The sequence below is a fragment of the Alterinioella sp. B-7 genome, from assembly GCF_056857775.1.
Map to the genome: position 1 here is coordinate 75,016 of NZ_JBSXNT010000020.1, position 15,851 is coordinate 90,866.

Sequence of the window (15,851 nt, forward strand, 5' to 3'; positions counted from 1 at the left end):
AAGAATACAGTTACTGGACAAGGTCGGCGATCCGACCATTTCTGTGGTCATTTAGAACCCTTCTAAACGGCTTTCAATGCGACAATGCTGCATGGCAGCATCCCACCTGGAAGGGGTGACTTTCAGGATGTTCCACGGTTAAACTGCCTCCCGAGGAGGACCGCCCATGCGTGACCTGAAGATCCCCGAGCAGCGCCACCCCGAGAAGGCGCGCCGCCCCGACAATCCGCAGCCGAAGAAACCGGCCTGGATCCGGGTGAAGGCCCCCGTGGGCGAGGGCTACAAGGCCACCCACAAGATCATGCGCGACCACAAGCTGACCACCGTCTGCGAGGAAGCGGGCTGCCCCAACGTGGGCGAATGCTGGTCGCAGGGTCACGCCACGATGATGATCATGGGCGAGGTCTGCACCCGCGCCTGCACCTTCTGCAACATCGCCACCGGCAAGCCGCCCGAGGATCTGGACGTGTTCGAACCGGGCCGCGTCGCCGATGCGGTCAGGAAACTGGGGCTGAACCATGTCGTGATCACATCGGTCGACCGCGACGATGTGGAAGATGGCGGGGCCGAGCATTTCGCGCAGACCATCCGCGCCATCCGCCGCCAGTCGCCCGGCACCACGATCGAGATCCTGACCCCCGATTTCATCCGCTGTGACCCTGCCGTGCTGGAGATCGTCGTCGCCGCCAAGCCGGATGTCTTCAACCACAACCTCGAAACGGTCCCCGGCCTGTATCCTGAGGTGCGCCCCGGCGCGCGCTATTTCCATTCGCTGCGGCTGTTGCAGCGCGTGAAGGAAATCGACCCGACCATGTTCACCAAATCGGGCATCATGGTGGGCCTGGGCGAGGACAAGCAATCGGTCATCCAGGTGATGGAGGACATGCGCGCCGCCGATATCGATTTCCTGACCATCGGGCAGTATCTGCAACCGACGCCCAAGCACCACGCGGTCGATCGCTTCGTCACGCCCGAGGAGTTCAAGGGCTATGAGAAGGCCGCCTATAACAAGGGCTTCCTGATGGTTTCGGCCACGCCGCTGACACGCTCCTCCTACCATGCGGGCGACGATTTCGCCAAGCTGCGCGAGGCACGGCTGCGCAAATTGCAACCGGCCTGACGGCTGCCCATTTTGTCGAAACCGAAAACCGCGCTAGGATTGGCGCGGTTTTTTCGATTCAGCGATTCAGACAAAGAGGCTTGCCATGAAACATTTTAGCTGCCTGACCTTCGCCCTGGCCCTGCTGGTGACCCCGGTCAGCGCGCAGAGCATCGACGACGCGGTCGAGGCCTACAATTCGGGCCAATACGGGACCGCCCTGGAATACGCCCGCGCGCTGTCCAACCAGGGCGTGGCGCGGGCGCAGAACATGCTTGGCGTGCTCTACAAGAACGGCGAGGGGGTGGAGCAGGACGTGCCGCGCGCCGTTGCCTATTTCGAGGCGGCCATCGCCCTGGGCGAGGCCCGCGCCATGGCCAATCTGGGCACCATGCTGACCGAGGAGTTTCAGGGTTATCCCGCCGATCCGGCCCGCGCCCGCGCGCTGCTTGAACAGGCAATGGCGCTTGGCAATGTCGGCGCGATCAACAGCCTCGGCGTCTGGTACGAGGCCGGGGCGGGCGGCGCTCCGGACTACACCCGCGCGCTGGATCTCTACCGGCAGGCCATGGCGCTTGGCAACATGGATGCGGCGCGCAATATCGGCGCGCTCTATGGCCGGGGCGATGGCGTGACGCAGGATCACGAACGCGCCCGCGCCTATTACCGCATCGCCGCCGATGGCGGCAATGCGGGCGCGATGGACGAGTTGGGCTACCTTCTGCAACGGGGGTGGGGCGGCCCCGCCGACCTGCCCGCCGCGATGCGGTTCTATGAACGCGCGGGCGATCTGGGCGACCCCGAGGCGCTCTATTCCCTGGCCGACATCCATTTCGGCGGGGATGAGGGCGTGCCCGCCGACGTGCCCCGCGCGATCCGCTATTACGAGCGGGCGATGGACGCGGGCAACGGCGATGCCGCCTATGCGCTTGGCTGGATCTACGAAGGCGGGCGCGGTGTGCCCGCCGATCAGGAGCGCGCGCTGGATTATTACTGGAGCGGCTTCGACATGGGATCGGCCGATGCCGCCTATGTGCTCGGCACCATGTCGCGCGATGGCGACCTCTTGCCCGAGGATCACGTCTTTGCCCGACACATGCTTGAGATCGCGCTGGAGCGCGACCATGACTGGGCGGCGAACGAGTTGGGCAATATGTGGGCCGACGGGCGCGGTGGCCCCGCCGATCCGGAGCGCGCCGAGGCGCTCTTGCGGCAGGGCTTCGCGATGGGGGATTCCGAGGCCGCGATCAGCCTGGCCAACCTGCTGCATATCCCCGGCTCGACCCGGCACCGCCCCGTAGAGGCGATGGCGTTCTGCATCCGGGGCATCGCCATGGCGGGCAGCGATGTCCCCGCGCATTACACGGAAACCTGCGATGCGATCGAGGCGCAGCTGTCGTCCGAGGATCGCGCCGCCGCGCTGGAACGCTCACGGCAGCTCTGATCGGCGATTTGGGGAGCGAGGGGCGCTGCCCCTCGCGCTCCCCGGGATATTTTCAGAACAAAGAAGGAAAATTTTAGTCAAATTGTCCGGGGTTTGCCGCATAGTGCATGTTTCGGACATGGCGTCATCAAGAGGTTGGAGTGCGCCTGCGGGAATGAACGCGGCGTTTTCTAAGGCAGGGCGCGCAGATAGGCGGCGATGGCGGCGCGATCCGACGCGGGCAGTTGGCTCATATTGGCGATCACCTCGACCATCTCGCCGCCCGCGCTGTCGAAATTCGGCGTGAAGCCGTCATTGAGGTAATTGGCGATATCCGAGGCCGACCAGGTCAGCTCGGCGGGCGTGATGTCGGGGATGCGCCCGTCGCCCGAGGGGTGGGGCGCGCCGGTCAGCCAGGCGTCGCGTTGCAGCCCGCCAAGCGGATTGCGCGGCGTGTGGCATTCGCCGCAATGGCCAAGCGCCTCGACCAGGTAGCGGCCGCGCTCAAGCTCCGGCGCAAGCTCACCGGTGACGACCCAATCGTCTTGCGAAAAGAGCATCTTCCAGCCGCCGAGGCTGCGCCGGACCGAGAACGGAAAGCCCACGTCATGCGCGCGCGACGGCGTGGCATCAGTGGGCAGGGTGGCCATGAAGGCCCAGAGATCCTGAATGTCTTCCACCTCCGCCCGGCCATAGGTGCCATAGGGAAAGGCCGGGTAGTAATGCTGGCCTTGGGGCGACACGCCGCGCATCACCGCGTTCAGGAAGTCGCGTTCCGACCAGTCGCCGATGCCCTGTTCGGGGTCGGGGCTGATATTGGGGGCGAAGAAGGTGCCGAAATCGGAAGGAAAGCTGCGCCCGCCCGCAAGGACCAGCCGATCCTCGCCCTCGGCCTCGGGCGCGGAATGGCACGACGCGCAGCCGGCGGCAAAGAACACCTGCTCGCCGTTTTCCGCATCCCCGTCGCGCGCGGGCACATCGGCGGCGGAAAGCGGATCGGGCGCGGTGACAATCCAGCCGATGACACCGCCCAGGAGGATCAGCCCCAGGATGAAGCGAAGCAGATTGCGCATGGCAGGCCCCCTTGGCGGTAATGGCAAAACCGGCGCGGAAGGCTGGCCCCCCGCGCCGTCACTGTCACGGTCTCACGATATCCGGCTCAGTTGTTGGACTGGCGGAAATCCTCATGGCAGCTGCCGCAGGACGACCCAAGCGGCCCCATCGCGGCTTGGAGCGCTTCGAGCCCGCCGCCCGCGGCCTCCTGCATCCCGCTGACGGCTTCACCGTAAGCCTGCCACTCCGCGCCGAACGCGCCCATGTCTTCCCAGATCGCGGGCAGGGCACGGGTCGCATCGCCAAGCGCTGCGTTGTCCGAGCCTTCGGGCCAAAGGGCGCGGCCATCCATCATCGCAAGTGCGGCCAGGTTGTCGGCGGCGGTCTGCGCGGCATCGGCATCGTATTCGGTATTGCCCCGCGCCATGCCGCCCAAGACACCGATATTGAAGGACTGGATGTTCATCTGTCCCTGTCGGGCGGCGATATGGGCGGAGAACGGGTTGCTATGGGCTGCGGAATAGACCGCGGTCGCGACAGGCAGGGCGAGCGTCGCCCCGGCAGCGAGTATCACAATCAGCTTCTTCATCTGGAAATCTCCCTGTTTGTGGGCCTGCACCTTTGGCTGGCGTGAGGTCCAGCATTCGGGTTGTCCTTGCGTAAATCAAGCCTTCCAGCGCGCCTCACGCGATGGTGATCTGCACAGGTCTTGTGCGAAATCGCAGGTTGCGCCCTGCGCGGGCGCGCAGCCGGGGCCTCACTCCTCGACGAACCGCACCTTGCCGATATAGGGCAGCGAGCGGTTCATCTGGGCATAGTCGATGCCATAGCCCACAACGAATTCATCGGGGATCTCGAAGCCGGTCCAGCTTGCCTTGACATCGACCTCGCGCCGGGTGGGTTTATCCAAGAGCGCGATGGTCTTGAGCCGGGCGGGCTGGCGGCTTTCAAGCAGGTGCAGCACATGGTTCAGGGTGTGGCCGGTATCGACGATATCTTCCACCACCAGCACGTCGCGGCCATGGATCTCGCCGCGCAGATCCTTCAGGATGCGCACCTCGCGGCTCGACGTCATGGAGTCGCCGTAGGAGGAGGCCTCGAGGAAATCCACCTCGACCGGCAGGTGCAGCTCGCGCACGAGGTCGGCGATGAAGACGAAAGAGCCGCGCAGAAGGCCTACGACGATCAGTTTCTCGGTGCCCTTGAAGGCGGTCTCGATCTCGCGCGACAACTCCTCGATCCGCGCGGCGATGCGCTTGGCCGAGATCATCTTGTCCACGACGTAAGGTTTCTGCGTCATCCCGTGATCCCGTGCTGGTCGCTTGAAGTCCCCGCACGGTTTATGACATGGGGATGACGCAAGAGGAAAGCCCGAAACCCGATGCCGAGCCATGCCGAAACCAGGGTGATGCCCTATTCCGCCGCGCAGATGTACGATCTGGTCGGCGATGTCGCGCGTTACCCCGAATTCATCCCCTGGACGCTGGCCGCACGGGTGCGATCCGTGACGCCGACCGAGGAGGGCCAGGTGATGCTGGCCGATCTCGTGATCGGCTTCCGGATGTTCCGCGAACGCTTCGGCAGCCGGGTGACATTCCTTCCCGCCCGCTGCCGGATCGAGACCGAATATATCGACGGGCCGTTCAAGCACATGCGCTCGAACTGGGAATTCGAGGATGTCGAGCGCGGCTGCGAGGTGCGCTTCGACGTCGATTTCGAATTCAAGAGCCGCTTGCTGCAGGGCGCGGCGGGTCTGTTCTTTCACGATGCCATGACCCGGATCGTGCGGGCGTTCGAGGCGCGCGCGCGTGAACTTTACGGCGATGCCTGACCCCGGGTCACCGGCAGGCCCTTGACCGAGGCGACGCATCCTGCGCTTGATCCCCCCTCTCACGGGGGAACGGGCAGGGCGGCAGATGAAGACGGACGCGATCAGGACACGGCGCTTCACGGCGATCATCCTTGGCTATCCCTTCGCGCTGATGGCGATTGCGACGCTGGTCAATCTGGGCTTTACCGGCATCCGGCCCCTCGCGGTCGGTCTGCCAACGGCGCCCGTGCTTGCGGCGCTGATCCTGTCCGCCCTTCTGCTTCTGGCCAATCACACCTGGCTGATGACCTCGACCGAGCTTGCGCGGCTGCGCTACGGGATGCAGGCCACGCCCGAGGAATGGGCCGAGAGCGGCAGAACCCCCGGCGATATAGCGCCCGAGGGGCATGCCGAGCTGCAACGGCGTCACAACGCGCATCGCAACGCGACCGAGAACAGCGTGATCTTCGCGGTTCTGGCAGGCGCGATGGTGCTGTCCTCGCCCGCGCCGCTGGCCGCGCAGATCTGGATGATCGGCTTTGCCATCGGGCGCCTGGGCCATAGCTACGGCTTTCTCAGCGGTCAGGCGGGTCTGCGCGGGGGCTTCATGAGCGTGAGCCTCACCGCGCTTTATGGCATGGCCGGATACCTCTTGCTCGCGCTTGTCCTCTGAGGGCCAAATTTTCGCCCCGTTCGACTGGCATGGAGAGCGCACCAATAGTTCCTTGATACGAGTTTGCGCCATGTCCGTGCCCTTCTTCATTCTCACCCTCGCCAGTGCTGTCACCGTCATCGGGCTTTTCGCGCCGGGATGGTCCGACCTGCTCATGATCGGGCCGCCCGCGGCCATTGCGGCGATTGTGCTTCTGCTGCGTGTCTGGTGGCGCGGGCCGAAGCCGGGACGGTAAACCATCCTCGATGGCTCCAACGACATGGATAGGAAGCACGGCACGCCGCGGCGGGAGGCCGCCTTATCCCGCGCTACGCGACCAGTAGGCGGCGGGCTATATGCCCGGTGTCGTGTTCGACGCCGATGCGGGTTTCCTGCTGTCAGGGCGCTGCCGCCATGACGGCGATCTTGACGGGGCGCTGAAACTGCCCTCCGACCGGGTGATGCTGTCGCCCAATGGCCTGCCGACCCCCTGTATCCTGCGCGCCGCGCGCGACATGGGGGCGCGGATCGTCACCCAAGACCGCTTCCGCGACGGGGCCGGGGACGTCCCCGAGATCACGCGGCAGGGCCATTTGATCAAGGGTGGCGTGCGGCAGGGACGGGTGTGGCGCGAAGCTGGGGCAGGGGCGGCGAGGGGCTGACGGTCCGCCGAAACCGGACACAGAGACAATTAGCATTTGCACCGCCACAGGCTGCCGTCCTAGCCTTGACCGTGGGAGGAGACTGCCCATGCAACCCCGCGCGCCCATTGCCGATCTGCCGACCCATGAGGTCACCAACATGCCGCCCCATATGGGCGACCAGGATCTTTGGGGTGGCGACCGCGCCTTGCGGACCTTCGTGACCGCGCAGGGCGGCGACATTCACCACGACGCGCTGGCCGGGGCGGGCAAGGCTGCGGGGCGCGATGCGGTGTTCGAAAAGGCGAACCAGGCCAACCGCCACCCGCCTGAGCTGCGCGCCTTCGACCGCTACGGAATGCGCCTCAATGCGGTGGAGTTTCACCCCGCCTATCACGACCTCATGGCGCTGTCGGTGGCCCACGGCTTGCCCAATTTCGCCTGGGAACATGAAGGGCGGGCGGGTCATCTGGGGCAGGCGGCGCTGACCTACATGTTTAGCCAGCCCGAGGGCGGCGTGATGTGCCCCATGGCGATGACCTATTCCGCCGTGCCGTCGCTGCGCATGACGCCTGCGCTCGCCGAGACCTGGATGCCGCGCATCCTGTCGCGCGACTATGACCGGCGCGATATTCCGGCGGAGGAAAAGACCGGCGCGCTCATCGGCATGTTCATGACCGAGAAACAGGGCGGCTCGGATGTGCGGGCGAATGAAACGCAGGCCCGGCCCGTCGAGGGCGGCTACCTGCTGACGGGGCACAAGTTCTTCTGCTCCGCGCCGATGTGCGACGCCTTCCTGGTGCTGGCGCGGACGCAAGCCGGCCTCTCCTGCTTTCTGGTGCCGCGCTGGCGGCCCGACGGGACGCGCAACGCGCTCTACCTGCAACGGCTGAAGGACAAGCTCGGCAATCGGTCGAACGCCTCCGGTGAGATGGAGTTTCAGGACACCTGGGGCGTGATGGTGGGCGAGGACGGGCGCGGCATCCGCACCATCATCGACATGGTGACCGGCAACCGCATCTATTGCGCCATGTCGTCGGCGGGCATCATGCGGCAGGCTCTGGTGCAGGCGCTGCACCATTGCGCGCACCGCTCGGCCTTTCAGAAACGGCTGATCCGGCAGCCGCTGATGCAGAATGTGCTGGCCGATATGGCGCTGGAGGTCGAGGGGGCGCTGGCGCTTGGGCTGCGCGTGGCGCGTGCGATGGACGCACCCGGCGACCCAAGCGAGGTGGCGCTGGCGCGCATCGGAACGGCGGTGGCGAAATACTGGAACTGCAAGCGCTGTCCCAGCCTCGTCGTGGAGGCGCTCGAATGTCATGGCGGGCCGGGATATATCGAGGAGAGCATCATGCCGCGCCTCTACCGCGAGGCGCCGGTCAACTCGATCTGGGAAGGGTCGGGCAACATCATGGGGCTCGATGTGCTGCGCGCGATGGGGCGCGAGGCCGAGGCGGTCCCGGCGGTTCTGGGGGAGTTCGAGGCGGCCCGGGGGGGGCACCCGGCGTTTGACCGCGCGGTGGATGATCTGACGGCGGAGTTGAACCATCACGATGGAATCGAAGCGCGGATGCGGTCCGTGACGGAACGCATCGCGTTGACCTTGCAAGGGGCGCTCCTGTTGCAACACGCGCCCACGCCGGTGGCCGAGGCCTTCTGTGCCGCACGGCTCGGGGACAAGTATCGCGGCGCGTTCGGGACGTTGCCCAGGGGATGCGACTTGGCTTCCATCATAGATCGTGCTTTGCCGGACTGACCGCGAAACCTCGGAGACATGCCTTGAATCATCTCGCCCCCCAGGACTGGAGCTTTCCGGTCCCCATCGCCTATGGCCCCGGACGCCTGCGCGAAATGGCCGACCATTGCCGCCGTGCGGGCATGATCCGGCCCCTGATCGTGACCGATCGCGGCTCGGCCTCGCTGCCGTTCCTGGACGATCTGCGCGGCTACCTGGCGGCGGGCGGGCTGGAGTCGGCGCTCTTTTCCGGGATCTCCCCCAACCCGCGCGACACCGAGATCGCGGCGGGGCGTGCGCAATACCGCGAGGGCGGCCATGACGGCATCATCGCCATTGGCGGCGGCAGCGGCATGGATGGCGGCAAGGCGATTGCGCTGACGGCGGCGAACGAGGTCGATCTCTGGGCGTTCGAGTTCGAGCAGGGCAGCCCGGATGTGGCGGGATTTCCGCCGCTCATCACCATTCCGACCACCGCCGGAACCGGGGCCGAGACCGAGAGCACGGCGATGATCACCGACACGGGAAAGGCCATGAAATGGTGCGTCTGGCACCCCGATCTGAAACCGTCCCTTGCGCTGCTCGACCCCGAGATCACGCTTGGCCTGCCACCGCACCTGACCGCCTGGACCGGGGCGGATGCGCTTGTCCATGCGATCGAGGCTTACTCGGTTCCCGGTTTCCACCCGCTCTGCGACGGCTTGGCGCTTGAGGCGCTGCGCCTCATCGCGCGCTGGTTGCCCGTGGCGGTGGAGCAGCCGCAAAATCTGGAGGCGCGCGGCGCGATGCTGGCGGGCTCCTGCCTGGCGGGGGTGGCGTTCATGAAGGGGCTCGGGCTGGTCCATGCGATCTCGCACATGGTGGGGGCCGAGCATGACACGCAGCACGGGCTGACCAATGCGGTGCTGCTGCCCGCCGTGCTGCGCTTCAACGCGCCCGCGCTGGAGGGCCGGATCGTGCCCATGGCGCAGGCGGCGGGGCTGGACGATACCTCCTTCGACGCGTTTCACGGGTGGGTTTGCGCCGTTCTGGACCGGATCGGTATTCCGAAGACCCTGGCCGAGATCGGCGTGCCTGAGGGGGGCGCATCCCGCCTCGCCCAGAAAGCGTTGCAGGACAGTGCCGCGGCCACCAATCCGCGCGCCGCGAGCGCGTCCGAGGTGGAAACGATCCTCCGCGCGGCGTGGAGAACGGGCCGCTGATCCCGCGCCATTCGGTCGTTTCATGGGAACCGGCAAGGTCCGGTGCGCGTTATCCAGCCACAAACGGGGCGGAATGACGCCCGACACCCATCTGACACGAGGGCCGGGCAGTCTGCCCGGTCCGAACCCGAAGGAGACCCGACATGGAAATCGCAGGACTAGGCGGATTGATCGTTCTCGGCCTCGACATCTGGGCCATCATCTCGATTCTCGGGTCTTCGGTCAGCACCGGGAAGAAGGTCCTGTGGTCGCTTCTGATCCTGGTGCTGCCCATCCTGGGCTTCATCATCTGGCTGATCGCCGGACCGCGCGCGGAAACCGGCCGGGCCTGAGCCATGGTCCCGGTTCCCAACCGCTCCCCCAAGGTCTGGTGGTCGATCGGCAAACGTGTCCTCGACGCCATCGGGGAAAAGCGGTTGAGCCTGATTGCCGCCGGGATCGCCTTTTTCGGCATCCTGGCGCTTTTTCCTGCCATCGCCGCGATTATCGCGCTGTGGGGGATCGTCGGCGATCCGCAGGCGATCCTGCCGGTGATGGAGCGCTACAGCGTCTTGCTGCCCGCGGATGTGTTCGACATCATCAGCGGCCAGATCACGGCGCTGGCCGCCGCCGATGAAAGCACCCTGGGCTGGACCACGCTGCTCTCGATCTTCCTCGCACTCTGGTCCGCGCGCGCGGGCGTTGCGGCGCTGATGCAGGGGATGAACGCGGTCTATGAGGAACGCAACCGGGGCGGGCTGGCGCATTACCTGACCGCCTTCGGCCTGACCGTAGCGCTGATCCTCGTGGCGCTTGTCGCGATCAGCGCCGTGTTGCTGGTGCCCGCGATCATGGCGCTGGTGCCGCTTGGGGCGCTGGCCACCGTCGCGGTCGAGGTCGGGCGCTGGCTGGTGGCGGTGGGGATCCTTTTCCTGGGCGCCGGGCTGATCTACCGCTACGGTCCCAACCGCCGTGCCGCACGCCTGCCCTGGATCACGCCGGGGGCTGTTCTGGCGGTGTTCCTGTGGGCCGGGGCCTCGGTCGCCTTCTCGATCTACCTGACGAATTTCGGCAATTACAACGAGGTCTATGGCTCCATCGGGGCGGTGATCGCGCTGCTCATGTGGCTGTTCATCTCGGGCTTCCTGCTGCTTCTGGGGGCCGCGCTGAACGCCGAGCTGGAGCGCCACACCGAACCCGACAGCACCATCGGCCGCGACCGTCCCTTGGGCGAGCGCGGGGCGCAGGCGGCCGATACCTATGTCGAGATCTGATCCGCGCTACATCAGCGGGCGCTGAGGCGGTGCCTCGCTGTCCATCCTGGCGATCTTCGCCAGTTTCTCGCAATCATTGATGAAAAGCGCGCCGTCGTGCCAGCTGGCCAATTGCCGCTCGCGCAGCTTGGCCAACGTCTTGTTGGTATGCACCAGCGAGAGGCCGAGCGCGTCGGCCAGATCCTGCTGGCGGTAATGCAGCGGCATGGTGTGGTTCTTGACCAGCCCCAGGGCCTCGCCGCGCTGCATGATCTTGACCAGCGCCCAGGCCACCCGCTCGGTGGCGTCGCGCTGTCCGACCGTGGCCAGGGTCTCGCCCATGGAATGTTCCTCAACCGCGGCCAGCCAGGTCAGGTCGAAGGCGCGTTCGGGATGGGTCTTGAAGAAGTGCCAGAACTCGGCCCGGTTGAAGACGCAGAGCGTCATCGGCGTCGTGGCCTCGACCGAATGCTGCATCTCGCCCATCACGGCGGCCTGCAAGCCGATGAAATCGCCGGGAAAGACGAAGTTCAGCACCTGGCGGCGCCCGTTCTCCAGCGTCTTGTAGCGCAGCCCCATGCCGCGCAGCGCGGTGAAGAGCTGCGGGCTGTTGGACCCTTCGATCAGCATCGGGGTGCCCGGCTCGATCACCAGCTCGCCCACCTTGAAGCGCTGCATGAATTTCGTGTCGTCATCGGAATGCGGCACGAACAGGTTGCTGCGTCTGAGGGGGCAATGGGCGCATTTCGTCGCCATGACGGCGGGTCCTCCGGACATTTGCTATGTCGTGGTTTAATGCGCGGGGACGCGGAAAGTTCCAGACTCGGTTTTTGTCCGAAGTTTGGAATCACTCCGCATGGCTGCCCGAATCATCATCGTCGAATCCGATCTGTTCGTCTGCGAGGACCTGTCCCAGATCCTGCGTGAGACGCTGGAGCGTGTCACGGTGATCGCGGTCCCGGACGTGCAGCAGGCGCTGACCGAAATGCAGTCGGGCCTGCGCGTGGACATGGTCTTCCTGAACGGCAGCGCGGCGCAGTCCGAGGATGCCGCGCTTTTGGACCTTGTGGACAATCACGGTGCCCATCTTGTCCGGATCGGCGCGCCCGCGGACCGCTCGGGCCGGACCGCACGGCATGAGACCGACATCGCCGCGCCCTTCACCAATGATGCGATCCAGGCGATCTTCAGGAACCCCAGACCGGACGCGGAATGATCCCGGCGCTTGCGGCCCTTTTCGGCGGGAACCAATTGCGCATCGGGGGCGTTTTTCAGGCATGACCGACCACCGGGAAGGTGGACCTGAAAGGAAACGCTGAAAGGATATCTCATGCTCTATTGGGCTCTTATTTTCTTTGTCGTCGCCATCATTGCCGGTGTGTTCGGCTTTGGCGGCATCGCCTCTGCTTCCGCCGGGATCGCGCAGATCCTGTTCTTTGTCTTCATCGTGCTGTTCATCGTCGCGTTGGTCGCACGGGCCTTGCGCGGACGCGCGCCCTGACGGCAGGGACGGCACGGTTTGAACGACGACAGGCGGCCCGTGCGGGCCGCCTGTTCTGGTTCGGGGCGCGGGTGCGAGCCCGTCGACGGGCCGCAAAATGCGCTCGGTCGACCGAGCGCACACCCCCGGTGTCAGACCTTGAGCGTCGCAGTGGTCGAAAAGAACATCGCCTGGCTGACGGCCGATCTGACCTGGTCCTCGGTATAGGGCTTGGAGATCAGGAAGGCCGGTTCGGGCCGGTCGCCGGTCAGCAGGCGTTCGGGGTAGGCGGTGATGAAGATCACCGGCAATTCGCCGAACTGGGTCAGCAGGTCGTTGACCGCGTCGATGCCCGAGGAATTGTCGGCCAGCCGGATATCGGCCAGGATCAGGTCGGGCTTGTCGGCGGCACCTTTTTCCACCGCCTCGGCGCGGGTGCGCGCGATGCCGGTGATCCGGTGACCCAGATCGGCGACCAGGTTCTCGATATCCATGGCGATCACCGGCTCGTCCTCGATGATCAGGACCCGGCCCGCGATGCTGTCGGCCATTTCGCGATGCGCGATCGAGACCAGCTCCTCGGCCTCGTCCTGGTCGATTCCCATGATCGCGGCAACGTCGGTAAAGGGAAATTCCTCGATCGTGTGCAGCAGCAGCGCCTCGCGGGTATTGTCGGTCAGCTTGGCCATGTGCCGCTGTGCAGCCCCCTCCAGCCCGTCGCGCGGGCCGACCGCGTCCGACTTGCTGCTTTGCCAGATCGAATGCAGCACCTTGAAGAGGGCGGGCTTCACCGCCATGCCGCTATCCAGGATGTCTCGGTCGCTCAGGATCGCCTCCAGCGTGGCGGCGGCATAGGTGTCGCCGCTGGTCTGATCGCCGGTCAGCGCCCGCGCGTAGCGCCGCAGATAGGGCAGCGTGGCCCCGATCTGCGTCGTGAAATCCTGATCTGTCGTTTCTGCCGTCATGTATTTTTCCCCAAAATCGCGACTTTCTTCGGAACCGAACCCTTGATGGCACGTTTGGTTCCGAACAAAATGTATCCGGACCTCATAATATGGTAGTAGTCGAGCTGATGACAAACAAGGAACCAAACGCGCGCACGCGGCAGCAGATCGACGAGAACCTGCGCCGCGTGTTTCAGGAGAAGGTCCAGGAGGAGCTGCCTGACCGGTTCAAGGACCTGCTGTCGCAACTGAAGGAACAGGACGGCAAGAAAGGGTCGGGTGGCCGGAAATGAGCAAAGCGGATCCGAGGGATGAGCTGGTGGAACATCTGCCGGCCCTGCGGGCCTTTGCCCTCAGCCTGACGCGCAATGGCGCGACCGCCGATGACATGGTGCAGGACACCGTGGTCAAGGCCTGGACGAATATCGAGAAATACAAGGCCGGAACCAACATGCGGGCCTGGCTGTTCACGATCCTGCGCAACACCTATTATTCCAGCCGCCGCAAGATCAAGCGCGAGGTGGCCGATGTCGATGGCGCCTTCTCCGAGAACATGTCCGAGAAACCGGCCCATGACGGGCATTTGCAGCTTGCCGATTTCCGCCGCGCGTTCGAACAATTGCCCGATGAACAGCGCGAGACGCTGATCCTGGTGGGCGCCTCGGGCTTTTCCTACGAGGAGGCCGCCGAGATGTGCCATGTCGCCGTCGGCACCATCAAGAGCCGGGCGAACAGGGGCCGCAAGCGTCTGGCCGAGTTGATGCATCTGGGTGAGGATGAAGCGATGGAACTGACCGATTCGGCGACCATGGCGGTGGTCTCGGCCAACAAGGCGACCGCCTTCTGATGCAGGACGGGGACGAGCTTGCGCCGCGGGGCCCGATCTCGCGGGGCCTGCGGTTTCGCGTGGCCGCCGTCCTGGCGCTGGCGCTTCTGCCCATCGGCGTGGTGGGCATCTTGCAGACGCGCGACCTGTCGCAGGAGGTTCGGATCCGGACCGAGCTGACGCTGCAGGCGCTGACCGACCGGGCCTCGTTCGGCGAACGCCAGGTGATCGAACGGGCCTTCGGCGCGGCCGAGGCGCTCAGCTCCGTCCTGCTGGAGATCCGGGACGAGCCGGAAAGCTGCCGCCGCTACCTCAGCGATTACCTGGAGGCGACGGGGCGCTACAGCTTCATCGGCTTTCTGCCGCCCGGTGGGGTGATCTCGTGCTCGTCGGCTCCGGCCACGCTGGACCTGTCCCAGGACGAACGCCTGGATGGATGGATGGCCACGATCGAGCCGCGCGCCATGGCCATCGCCAACCCCCAGGTCAGCACCGAAAGCGTCCTGAATATCCAGCACCCGATCTATGAGGCCGGCGATTTCGTGGGCTATGTCTCGATTTCCGTGCCCGAGCGGCTGGTCATGGATCAGCCCGATGCCGACGCCGCGCGCCGCCCCTCCAGCCTGATCACCTTCAACGCGCAGGGCAGCATCCTGACCGAATCCAGCCAGCGCAGCGATGCCCTGGCCTCGATGCCCGACCAGGTGCCGCTTGCGCTGCTGTTCGGGGGCGGGGCCGATACCTTCGCCGCGCGGGACCAGTTCGGGCAGAACCGGACCTTTGTCTTGATGCCTGTCATCCCGGATCTGATCTACAGCCTCGCCGCCTGGCCATCGGAGCAGCCGCATGCCAGCCTGTTCGGGATCAATTACAGCCCGGCGCTTTTTCCGCTGCTGATGTTCCTGGCCAGTGTCGCGGTGGCCTATTTCGCGGTGGACCGGCTGGCGGTGCGCCATGTCGCGGCATTGCGCGGCCGGATGAACGCCTTTGCCCGCAACCGGAGCTTCGACCCGATCCCGCGCACGCGCGGACAATCCAGCGAGTTCGAGGATCTGAACCGGGCCTTCACCGACATGGCCTATTCCCTTCTGGATGACGAGGCCCGGATGGAGGACGCGCTGCGCGAGAAGAACGTGCTGCTGAAGGAGGTGCATCACCGGGTCAAGAACAACCTGCAACTGATCTCCTCGATCATGAACATGAAGATCCGCCGCGCCAGCCAGCCTGAAACCATCGCCGTGCTGAAGCGGTTGCAGGAACGTATCATGGGCCTCTCGACCGTGCATCGCAACCTCTACCAGACCGAGAACCTGAGCCGGTCCAATGCCGGTCGGCTGTTGTCGGACCTGTTCGGCCAACTGATCTCGTCGGGGGCCGAGGCGGGCAGCAATATCGACTATCGCGGCGATTTCGACGATGTGATCCTGTTTCCCGACCAGGCCGTGCCGCTGGCGCTGCTGGCCTCGGAACTGGCCACCAACGCGCTGAAATATGCCGGCAGCGACGGCGGCGGGCGGCCCACGATCCGCGCCACGCTGTCCCTGATCGAACCGGGGATCGCGCGGCTGACCTGCCGCAACAGCGTCGGGGGGACGACCGAAACGGATGACAGCACGGGGTTGGGCGCGCAACTGATCCGCGCCTTCGCCGCGCAGGTGGGCGGCGAGGTCCAGATCACGCAGACGGACGATCTCTATGATGTCGTGGTGACCTTCAAGCTCGAGGAGTTCATGTCCGACCCGGCGGATCACTGA

Annotated in this window: 20 protein-coding genes; 15 read left to right on the plus strand and 5 right to left on the minus strand. The window is 65.5% G+C overall.

Translation table 11 applies throughout. The features are described 5' to 3' along the window. Positions 1 to 166 precede the first annotated feature (166 nt). Together lipA and AC13C7_RS02785 are read left to right on the plus strand one after the other, a co-directional pair. Entirely contained in the window at positions 167 to 1,120 is a 954-nt protein-coding gene (gene lipA, locus AC13C7_RS02780) for a lipoyl synthase (protein WP_172317745.1), read from the plus strand. 85 nt (positions 1,121 to 1,205) lie between these two features. Beyond that, entirely contained in the window at positions 1,206 to 2,543 is a 1,338-nt protein-coding gene (locus tag AC13C7_RS02785; RefSeq protein WP_172317747.1) for an SEL1-like repeat protein, read from the plus strand. A gap of 170 nt (positions 2,544 to 2,713) precedes the next feature. Here AC13C7_RS02785 and AC13C7_RS02790 read toward each other — a convergent pair whose 3' ends face one another. The 3 genes from AC13C7_RS02790 to hpt all read right to left on the minus strand — a co-directional run bounded on the left by AC13C7_RS02790 (position 2,714) and on the right by hpt (position 4,875). Further along, positions 2,714 to 3,595: a c-type cytochrome gene (locus AC13C7_RS02790; RefSeq protein ID WP_482866532.1), complete on the minus strand. Its 882-nt coding sequence runs from the start codon at positions 3,593 to 3,595 to the stop codon at positions 2,714 to 2,716. An 86-nt stretch (positions 3,596 to 3,681) separates the two neighbouring features. Then, entirely contained in the window at positions 3,682 to 4,164 is a 483-nt protein-coding gene (locus AC13C7_RS02795) for a c-type cytochrome (RefSeq protein ID WP_172317751.1), read from the minus strand. 168 nt (positions 4,165 to 4,332) lie between these two features. Then, on the minus strand, positions 4,333 to 4,875 hold the full coding sequence (gene hpt / locus AC13C7_RS02800) for a hypoxanthine phosphoribosyltransferase (RefSeq protein WP_172317752.1): 543 nt from the start codon (positions 4,873 to 4,875) through the stop codon (positions 4,333 to 4,335). An 81-nt stretch (positions 4,876 to 4,956) separates the two neighbouring features. Here hpt and AC13C7_RS02805 point away from each other — a divergent pair, with 81 nt between their 5' ends. The 8 genes from AC13C7_RS02805 to AC13C7_RS02840 all read left to right on the plus strand — a co-directional run bounded on the left by AC13C7_RS02805 (position 4,957) and on the right by AC13C7_RS02840 (position 10,868). Beyond that, entirely contained in the window at positions 4,957 to 5,406 is a 450-nt protein-coding gene (locus tag AC13C7_RS02805; RefSeq protein WP_482866533.1) for a type II toxin-antitoxin system RatA family toxin, read from the plus strand. An 85-nt stretch (positions 5,407 to 5,491) separates the two neighbouring features. After that, the gene (locus tag AC13C7_RS02810) at positions 5,492 to 6,058 is read left to right on the plus strand and encodes an MAPEG family protein (RefSeq protein ID WP_482866534.1); all 567 of its coding nucleotides are present in this window, start codon (positions 5,492 to 5,494) and stop codon (positions 6,056 to 6,058) included. A gap of 70 nt (positions 6,059 to 6,128) precedes the next feature. After that, a complete protein-coding gene (locus AC13C7_RS02815) occupies positions 6,129 to 6,293 on the plus strand; it encodes a hypothetical protein (protein WP_446169559.1) in 165 nt (54 codons plus the stop codon). A gap of 100 nt (positions 6,294 to 6,393) precedes the next feature. After that, on the plus strand, positions 6,394 to 6,699 hold the full coding sequence (locus AC13C7_RS02820) for a hypothetical protein (protein WP_482866535.1): 306 nt from the start codon (positions 6,394 to 6,396) through the stop codon (positions 6,697 to 6,699). An 88-nt stretch (positions 6,700 to 6,787) separates the two neighbouring features. Next, positions 6,788 to 8,434, plus strand: coding sequence for an acyl-CoA dehydrogenase family protein (locus tag AC13C7_RS02825; protein WP_482866536.1), 1,647 nt, complete (start codon positions 6,788 to 6,790; stop codon positions 8,432 to 8,434). Positions 8,435 to 8,457: 23 nt separating this feature from the next. Beyond that, the gene (locus tag AC13C7_RS02830; protein WP_482866537.1) at positions 8,458 to 9,615 is read left to right on the plus strand and encodes an iron-containing alcohol dehydrogenase; all 1,158 of its coding nucleotides are present in this window, start codon (positions 8,458 to 8,460) and stop codon (positions 9,613 to 9,615) included. A gap of 143 nt (positions 9,616 to 9,758) precedes the next feature. Further along, positions 9,759 to 9,947, plus strand: coding sequence for a PLD nuclease N-terminal domain-containing protein (locus AC13C7_RS02835; protein ID WP_172317764.1), 189 nt, complete (start codon positions 9,759 to 9,761; stop codon positions 9,945 to 9,947). 3 nt (positions 9,948 to 9,950) lie between these two features. Continuing rightward, positions 9,951 to 10,868, plus strand: a complete 918-nt coding sequence (locus AC13C7_RS02840) for a YihY/virulence factor BrkB family protein (RefSeq protein WP_172317766.1) — start codon at positions 9,951 to 9,953, stop codon at positions 10,866 to 10,868. Positions 10,869 to 10,874: 6 nt separating this feature from the next. Here the strand turns inward: AC13C7_RS02840 and AC13C7_RS02845 are convergent, their stop codons facing one another. Further along, positions 10,875 to 11,603, minus strand: coding sequence for a Crp/Fnr family transcriptional regulator (locus AC13C7_RS02845; protein WP_482866564.1), 729 nt, complete (start codon positions 11,601 to 11,603; stop codon positions 10,875 to 10,877). A 100-nt stretch (positions 11,604 to 11,703) separates the two neighbouring features. On the opposite strand from AC13C7_RS02845, the gene AC13C7_RS02850 reads away from it, so the two are divergent. Beyond that, on the plus strand, positions 11,704 to 12,063 hold the full coding sequence (locus AC13C7_RS02850) for a hypothetical protein (protein WP_172317770.1): 360 nt from the start codon (positions 11,704 to 11,706) through the stop codon (positions 12,061 to 12,063). Positions 12,064 to 12,177: 114 nt separating this feature from the next. Further along, entirely contained in the window at positions 12,178 to 12,348 is a 171-nt protein-coding gene (locus AC13C7_RS02855; RefSeq protein WP_446121417.1) for a DUF1328 domain-containing protein, read from the plus strand. A 131-nt stretch (positions 12,349 to 12,479) separates the two neighbouring features. Here the strand turns inward: AC13C7_RS02855 and AC13C7_RS02860 are convergent, their stop codons facing one another. Continuing rightward, positions 12,480 to 13,292: a response regulator gene (locus AC13C7_RS02860; protein WP_482866538.1), complete on the minus strand. Its 813-nt coding sequence runs from the start codon at positions 13,290 to 13,292 to the stop codon at positions 12,480 to 12,482. Positions 13,293 to 13,399: 107 nt separating this feature from the next. On the opposite strand from AC13C7_RS02860, the gene AC13C7_RS02865 reads away from it, so the two are divergent. The 3 genes from AC13C7_RS02865 to AC13C7_RS02875 are packed head-to-tail and all read left to right on the plus strand — an operon-like array spanning position 13,400 to position 15,851. Further along, on the plus strand, positions 13,400 to 13,564 hold the full coding sequence (locus tag AC13C7_RS02865) for a NepR family anti-sigma factor (protein ID WP_172317776.1): 165 nt from the start codon (positions 13,400 to 13,402) through the stop codon (positions 13,562 to 13,564). Next, positions 13,561 to 14,118 (plus strand): RNA polymerase sigma factor, encoded by a 558-nt coding sequence (locus AC13C7_RS02870; protein WP_474888362.1) that lies wholly within the window; start codon positions 13,561 to 13,563, stop codon positions 14,116 to 14,118. The genes AC13C7_RS02865 and AC13C7_RS02870 overlap by 4 nt, the downstream gene beginning before the upstream one ends. Further along, complete coding sequence (locus AC13C7_RS02875; RefSeq protein ID WP_482866539.1) at positions 14,118 to 15,851, plus strand: sensor histidine kinase; 1,734 nt, start codon at positions 14,118 to 14,120, stop codon at positions 15,849 to 15,851. Before AC13C7_RS02870 ends, AC13C7_RS02875 begins: the two co-directional genes overlap by 1 nt.